This window comes from Caballeronia sp. M23-90, assembly GCF_053574605.1.
Genome location: NZ_JBSIPA010000374.1, coordinates 1 through 6,658, shown reverse-complemented (window position 1 = coordinate 6,658; position 6,658 = coordinate 1). Strand labels below are relative to the sequence as shown.

4 protein-coding genes and 1 pseudogene are annotated in these 6,658 nt (G+C 57.0%); 4 read left to right on the top strand and 1 reads right to left on the bottom strand.

From position 1 onward, the window contains the following. Positions 1–96 precede the first annotated feature (96 nt). Complete coding sequence (locus tag ACRXB1_RS27235) at positions 97–1,539, bottom strand: catalase (protein WP_449493791.1); 1,443 nt, start codon at positions 1,537–1,539, stop codon at positions 97–99. Between the two features lie 802 nt (positions 1,540–2,341). On the opposite strand from ACRXB1_RS27235, the gene ACRXB1_RS27230 reads away from it, so the two are divergent. The 4 genes and pseudogenes from ACRXB1_RS27230 to ACRXB1_RS27215 all read left to right on the top strand — a co-directional run. After that, a complete protein-coding gene (locus ACRXB1_RS27230) occupies positions 2,342–3,091 on the top strand; it encodes an SDR family NAD(P)-dependent oxidoreductase (RefSeq protein ID WP_449493790.1) in 750 nt (249 codons plus the stop codon). 75 nt (positions 3,092–3,166) lie between these two features. Continuing rightward, on the top strand, positions 3,167–3,898 hold the full coding sequence (locus ACRXB1_RS27225; RefSeq protein ID WP_449493789.1) for an SDR family NAD(P)-dependent oxidoreductase: 732 nt from the start codon (positions 3,167–3,169) through the stop codon (positions 3,896–3,898). A 90-nt stretch (positions 3,899–3,988) separates the two neighbouring features. Further along, a complete protein-coding gene (locus ACRXB1_RS27220) occupies positions 3,989–4,591 on the top strand; it encodes an NADPH-dependent F420 reductase (RefSeq protein ID WP_449493788.1) in 603 nt (200 codons plus the stop codon). A 360-nt stretch (positions 4,592–4,951) separates the two neighbouring features. Beyond that, positions 4,952–6,356: pseudogene (locus ACRXB1_RS27215) on the top strand (IS5 family transposase); the annotation flags it as partial. Between the last annotated feature and the right edge of the window lie 302 nt (positions 6,357–6,658).

The window sequence follows — 6,658 nt, the reverse complement described above, 5'->3', positions numbered from 1 at the left end:
TTGCAAGACCTTTGCCAGCGCCTGCTCCCTGAATTCGACAGAATACGTCTGTTTGGCATTCAACCTGCACCTCTGAGTTCTTCGGATTGGGAAAATTCAGAGGCGACATCTATTGTGACGCAGGGGGGCCGCGACACCCATCCCGTAAGCTCGGTCCGCCTTCGTACAGTGTTCTATATGAAGGTCTATGACTGAGCGCCTGGCGCCGGAAATGGCTCGAGCGGTGTTGAAGAACAGCGCTTGTTGGGCTTCGGGGGACATGAGGCGGAAAAGTGCTCCGGGCTGCGAGTAGTAATCGTCATCGACACGGTGATTCCAGTGGTCCGCGGCGCCTTCCAGGGCCAGCGGCGGCTCGCGAAAATCTGGTTGCTCGACCCATTCTTCCCGCGTATTCGGTTCATAAGAGGTGGCGCCGCCCGCGTTTCCATCCACGCGCATGGTTCCGTCCCTGTGATAGCTGTGGACCTCGGACCGCGCAGAGTTCACCGGGATGTGGCTGAAGTTGACGGACAAGCGATAGCGTTGAGCGTCGCCGTATGAAAAGAGTCGACCCTGAAGCATCTTGTCAGGGGAAAAGCTAATGCCTGGAACCACGTTGGCCGGATTAAAGGCCGCTTGCTCGACCTCAGCGAAGTAATTGTCGGGGTTCCGGTTTAGCTCGAATTGACCCACTTCAATTAAGGGGTAATCCTTTTTCGACCAGACTTTGGTAAGGTCGAAGGGATTGGTGTGATAGGTCGCAGCGTCCTTCTCTGGCATGATTTGGATGAAGAATGTCCACCGCGGAAACTCACCTTTCTCAATACTTTCATACAGGTCGCGGTGGGAGCTTTCGCGGTCCATGCCGACTAGCGTGGTCGCTTCAGCGTCAGTGAGGTTCTGGATACCTTGCTGAGTTCTGAAATGGAACTTCACCCAGAACCGTTCGTCTTGCGCATTGAGGAAGCTGAATGTGTGACTTCCAAAACCGTGCATGTGCCGGAAGCTGCGGGGCAGTCCACGGTCACTCATTACGACGGTCACCTGGTGCAAGGCTTCGGGCAACTGAGTCCAGAAGTCCCAGTTACTGTCCGCGCTGCGAAGCCCAGTGCGTGGGTCACGTTTGATAGCGTGGTTCAGGTCTGGAAATTTGAGCGGGTCACGCATGAAAAATACGGGCGTGTTGTTCCCAACTAAATCCCAGTTTCCTTCGTCTGTGTAAAATTTTAGGGCGAAGCCGCGGATATCGCGTTCGGCGTCAGCTGCGCCACGCTCGCCTGCAACGGTCGAGAACCGAGCAAACATCTCGGTCCTTTTGCCAACGGAGGCAAAGATTTTGGCTCGCGTGAATCGCGTGATGTCGTGGGTCACGGTGAACGTACCGTACGCGCCGGCTCCCTTGGCATGCATGCGACGTTCCGGGATGACCTCCCGGTCAAAATGCGCCAATTTTTCGAGCAACCACACATCTTGTAGGAGCGCGGGCCCCCGTGGTCCAGCAGTTTGTGTATTTTGGTTGTCGACGACTGGCGCACCAAAAGCGGTGGTTAGCTTTTTCATGACGATGTCCGTTGAATAGGCGATGTGAACCCTCGCGGCTTTTAGAAGCCACGAGCGACACGTAGGTAAAGGAGCGACAGGCGAGGGCCGGCACGGCGGACGTCGACGGACGAAAGCACTTCAGCATCTGTACAAAAGGCGGCTTTGGACGAGCAACAAAGCGACTGCTGCCTGTGCGCCTGAGAGGGTAGTTCCAAGATTGAACAGCATCATGTACCAACAGTACTGATGCCGGATGAAAGAGGAGTGAGTCACGCGGATTTCAACCTGCAAAATCCCTGCGTGTCTACGGCCAATTTCCTTATCTGCGCGAGAGGGACAATCCTGTCGCTTCAGTTGACTCGAACAGTCGCATACCTGTGCCCGCTGCACCTTTATGTGCAAATTCGGGTGGGACGTCGTCCCGGAATTGCTGGTACCGACGAGACACCCTAACAGGCAAATTTGTTTATTGAAAGCGGTTTATTCAGCGCAAATCCCCGGTCGCCCGTAAATGTAATTTCGATGTAATTCGAGAGAATTTGGGAAAACGGAACTTTGATTGGACCCTATCCAAATAGTGGCCACATCGAGACCCAAGCTTAGCCGGATATCCGGGCTTGCTGTCACCGTTCAGTCATCTCATTTATGAATAAAAGATATGCCCACGGCCTACCTAGTGTCGGCTCGCACGCAAGCCGATACTCGGTCCATAGGTTTCGGAGCATCCACCGTTACCGGGCGAAAGGGCTCTCAAGTTCGAGGTGCTCATTTGTTGGGTCGGAACAATGGCAATAAAACGCCGCATATATTGGATTACTAAATGTCTAAATTCAACGGCAAAGTAGCCCTCGTCACTGGCGGCAGCAGCGGTATCGGTTTCGCCATCGCGAAGCGCTTCGCTGCGGAAGGCGCGCACGTGTTCATTACCGGGCGTCGACAACTCGAACTGGAAAAAGCAGCTGCCGAAATTGGTTCGAACGTGTCCGCTGTACAAAGTGATGTAACGGACCTGGGCGACCTTGATAAATTGTTCGCACATATCAAATCAGAGAAAGGTGTGTTGGACATCGTCGTAGCGAATGCCGGAATCGTAGAGTCGTTCACGATTGACAAGGCAACGCCTGAGCATTTCGACAAGATATTCGGCATCAATGCGCGAGGCCCGTTCTTCACCGTCCAAAAAGCATTGCCATTGATGACCCGCGGCGGGTCCATCGTGCTGCTTTCCTCAATCATGGGCACAAAAGGATTTCCGGGCATCGGCGCGTACTCGGCGACGAAGGCTGCGATGCGTTCGTTCGCACGAACCTGGGCAAACGAGCTCAAGGACCGCGGCATCCGCGTGAACAGCCTGAGCCCGGGCGCCACACAGACCCCTGCGCTCGATAGCCAAGCTGATACGGCCGAAGGCGCTGACGAAATCAAAGCAATGTTCTCGCAGATGACCCCCCTCGGGCGGGTCGGGCGCGCGGATGAGATCGCCGCTGCCGCGCTGTTTCTGGCCTCGGACGAAAGTAGCTTCTCGACCGGTATTGACTTGGTGTCGGACGGCGGACTGGTCGCGGTATAACGCGGCGCGACACGGTTCAGCTTGGATAGCCAATTAGAGCGCCCGAGCGCACCGCAACATTCGAAGGAAGTCATCGTGAACAGATTAGAAGGGAAGGTTGCGGTCATAACGGGCGCAACGTCTGGGATGGGCCTGGCGGCCGCACGCCTGTTCGTATCCGAGGGCGCGTTCGTGTTTATTACTGGACGGCGTCAGGCCAAACTCGAAGAAGCCGTGCAGCTAATCGGTTCTAATGTCATGGGCGTACAGGGTGACGTCGCCAGTTCAGCCGACCTCAAGCGTTTGTACGAAGTCGTGGCGGCCGAGAAGGGCCGCATCGATATTCTGTATGCGAATGCGGGCGCCGCGACAAACGGTTTGCTCGGCACAGTAAGCGAAGAGCAGTTTGACGCGGTGATTGGCGTCAACATGCGCGGCACACTGTTTACGGTCCAGGGGGCACTGCCCTTTCTTCGGGATGGCGCATCCATCATTCTGAAGGGGTCGATTGCAGGGGTCAAAGGGCGTGCGGGGCGGAGCGTCTACAACGCAAGCAAGGCGGCGCTTCGCTCGTTCGCGCGTACTTGGGCAAACGAACTTAAGGACCGAAACATTCGGGTCAATCTGCTCAGCCCAGGTCCCGTCGAGACGGGCTCGTTGGCGGGCATGTCGAAAGAGTCGATGGACTTGCTTGTTGCGCCGATTCCGCGCGGAACGATTGGGCGGCCAGAGGAAATTGCGACTGTGGCACTGTTCCTTGCCTCGAGCGATTCCAGCTACGTGAACGGGACGGAGCTTTTTGCCGACGGTGGCACGGTACAGGTTTGACGGCGGCGCGGCGTCAGAGTTGCGCTCGATAGCATTCCGAGCGGACGCAGGACTTCCAATTCGCCAAAGTCCATGAGGTAGGAGGTTGAAATGAAAATCGGATTCATTGGAGCTGGAGTGGTAGCTCAGTCGATAGCGCGCTCAGCACTTCTTGCGGGCCATGACGTGATGCTGAGCAGCCGCCGTGTACCGGAAGTTTTGAAGGCACTTGCCTCCGGGCTTGGTGAAAGGGCGTCGTCCGTATCGCTAGACGAGGCGGCAGCACAAGAAGTGGTGATATTGGCCGTGCCATGGCGGCAGGTAGAGGCGTCGTTGAGCGGACTGCCCATGTGGCATGGTCGGATTCTGGTGGACGCTACAAACCATTTCATTCAAGTTTCGCCAACCGCCTTGCTCGCCGACCTTGGCGGCGTTGGCGCGAGCGACATTGTGGCTGGGTTTGCGCCCGGCGCGCGCGTCGTAAAAGCGTTCAATTCGATTCGGATGTCGGATTACAACAAGGGTCCGCGGGTAGGGCAAGCACGTCGCACGGTCTTTATTTCGGGAAATTATCCAGATGCAAATAAACGGGTCAGGGTCCTCATCGAAAACTTTGGCTTCGCGGTAACCGATCTGGGTAGCCTCTCTGATGGCGGTGTTTTCCAACAGGCCGGTTGCCCTCTCGCGGGCCGCGAATTCTTGATTGCCGACTAAGATGCGCGGCGTTCACGTCCCTGCGGTGAACGTACAAGGATGCATGATGTGGCCGTGGGCTTTCCTCCGGAAGGCGTATCGCACGTTTTTCAACGTCTAGCAAGGCAAAAGGGTCCTCATGCATTGTCCAGCGTCGGCGCCAAGCTCATTCGGCGAAAGTGACAGAACGCTTTGTAGAACGGCGATTGACCGCTGTGGACTAAAGACGGTCGCGGGTGGGGAGCGTCGACCCTAAGTAGTCGGCCTTGCAGAAGTTCGTAAGGCCCCGCGGCTTGGCGATGCAGTTAGTTGGCGGATAAGAGAACTCCCAGAACGAATATCGATCTGATAAAGATTCTGGGAGTTTCGGAGTGGTCGCCCATGAGCACGCCTGATTTCTTTCGTAGCCGTTTGGACGCGATGATTGATCTGCGTCACCCGCTTGCCGTGTTGGCAACGAAGATGTCGTGGACTTCAATCGAAACGACGTTTGCTTCCCTGTTCGAGCGACGCTCACGCGATGGGCGCGTGAGCGAAGCGGTTGACCTGTTTGGCTCGAACTCGCTGGAACTTGCTGGTGGCGTCAGTGCGGCTGGACGTCCGCGCCTGCCTATGCGGCTGATTGTGGGTCTGCTGTACCTGAAGCACGCCTATAACGAAAGTGACGAAACGGTGTGCGAGCGCTGGGCGCAGGACGTGTATTTCCAGTTCTTTTGCGGCGAGGAGTATTTTCAGCCGCGCCTGCCGTGTGACCCGACCAATTTGGTGCGCTTTCGACTGGCGCTGGGCAAAGCCGGTGTCGAGGAGCTGCTTGCGGCGACGATCGCAGCTGCGGTGCAGATGAAGGCGGTGACCCCGGTCGAATTCGAGCGCGTGATAGTCGACGCCACAGTGCAAGAGAAGGCGATTGCGTATCCGACTGACAGCCGTCTGCTTGGTGTGTCACGGGCCAGACTCGTTCAGTTGGCGCAACGCGCAGGCTTGGGGCTGAACAAACTTACGAGCGCGAAGGCAAGCGGCTGCGGCGCCGCGCAGGCGGCTATGCCCATGCGAAGCAGTTCAAGCGCCTGCGTCGTGTACTCAAACGTCAGCGCACAGTCTTGGGACGGTTGCTGCGCGATATCGAACGCAAGCTGTGCGGGGCTTCGGACGAACGGCAGGCACAACTGCGCGTCTGGCTTGAGCGGGCCTGGCGCATTTGCCGCCAACGTCCAAAGGACAAGAACAAACTCTACGCACTGCATGCGCCTGAAGTTGAAGGCATCGGGAAAGGAAAGGCGCGCCAGCCCTACGAGTTCGGCGTCAAGGTGAGCCTCGCGATCACGGAGAAACAAGGGTTGATCGTCGGTGCCCGGGCATTCCCCGGCAACCCCTATGACGGCCATACGCTTGCCGAGCAAATCGAACAGAGCTCCATTCTGTTGCAGGACCTGCCCGGTACACCGCAGCCCAAGACCGTATTGGTCGATCTCGGGTTTCGCGGTGTCGATGCCGAGATATCATCAGTACACCTGATTCATCGAGGAAAATACCATACGCTGACCAGCACGCAGCGCCGCTGGCTCAAGCGGCGACAGGCGATTGAACCGATCATCGGCCATGTGAAGCACGACCACGGTACGCGTCGTTGCTGGCTCAAAGGGCAAACCGGCGATGCGCTGCATGCCGTGCTGTGCGTCACGGCCCGGGCTACAACCTGCGCTGGGTGTTGCGTGCGATTGTTCGCCTGGGTCTGCGGCCCATCTTTTTTATCCTCGCCTGGCTGCATCCGATCGTCAATGTCCCGTCGCGTCCGCAGCTTGCGCACCGGGAATGCTTCCGGCCGCCTAGCCTGCCCGGTCAGACAAAAAGTCCCATCGGCGTCGTGCATCAAGCAAACTGAATTTTGCAGGGCCGACTAATACTACTGTGTCATAAGATTCATGGCATTATAGGAGCTTCTTCATCCTTTACAAGAGGAGGCGATGGACTGGGAGACATCGTTCGACGAGTACCTGGAGCACCTATGCGACACAATTGGACATATTGATCGTCGTGCCGGGTTGGTGGGCTATTGCCAAGGGTTGATGCTGCCGATTGCGCGTAAAA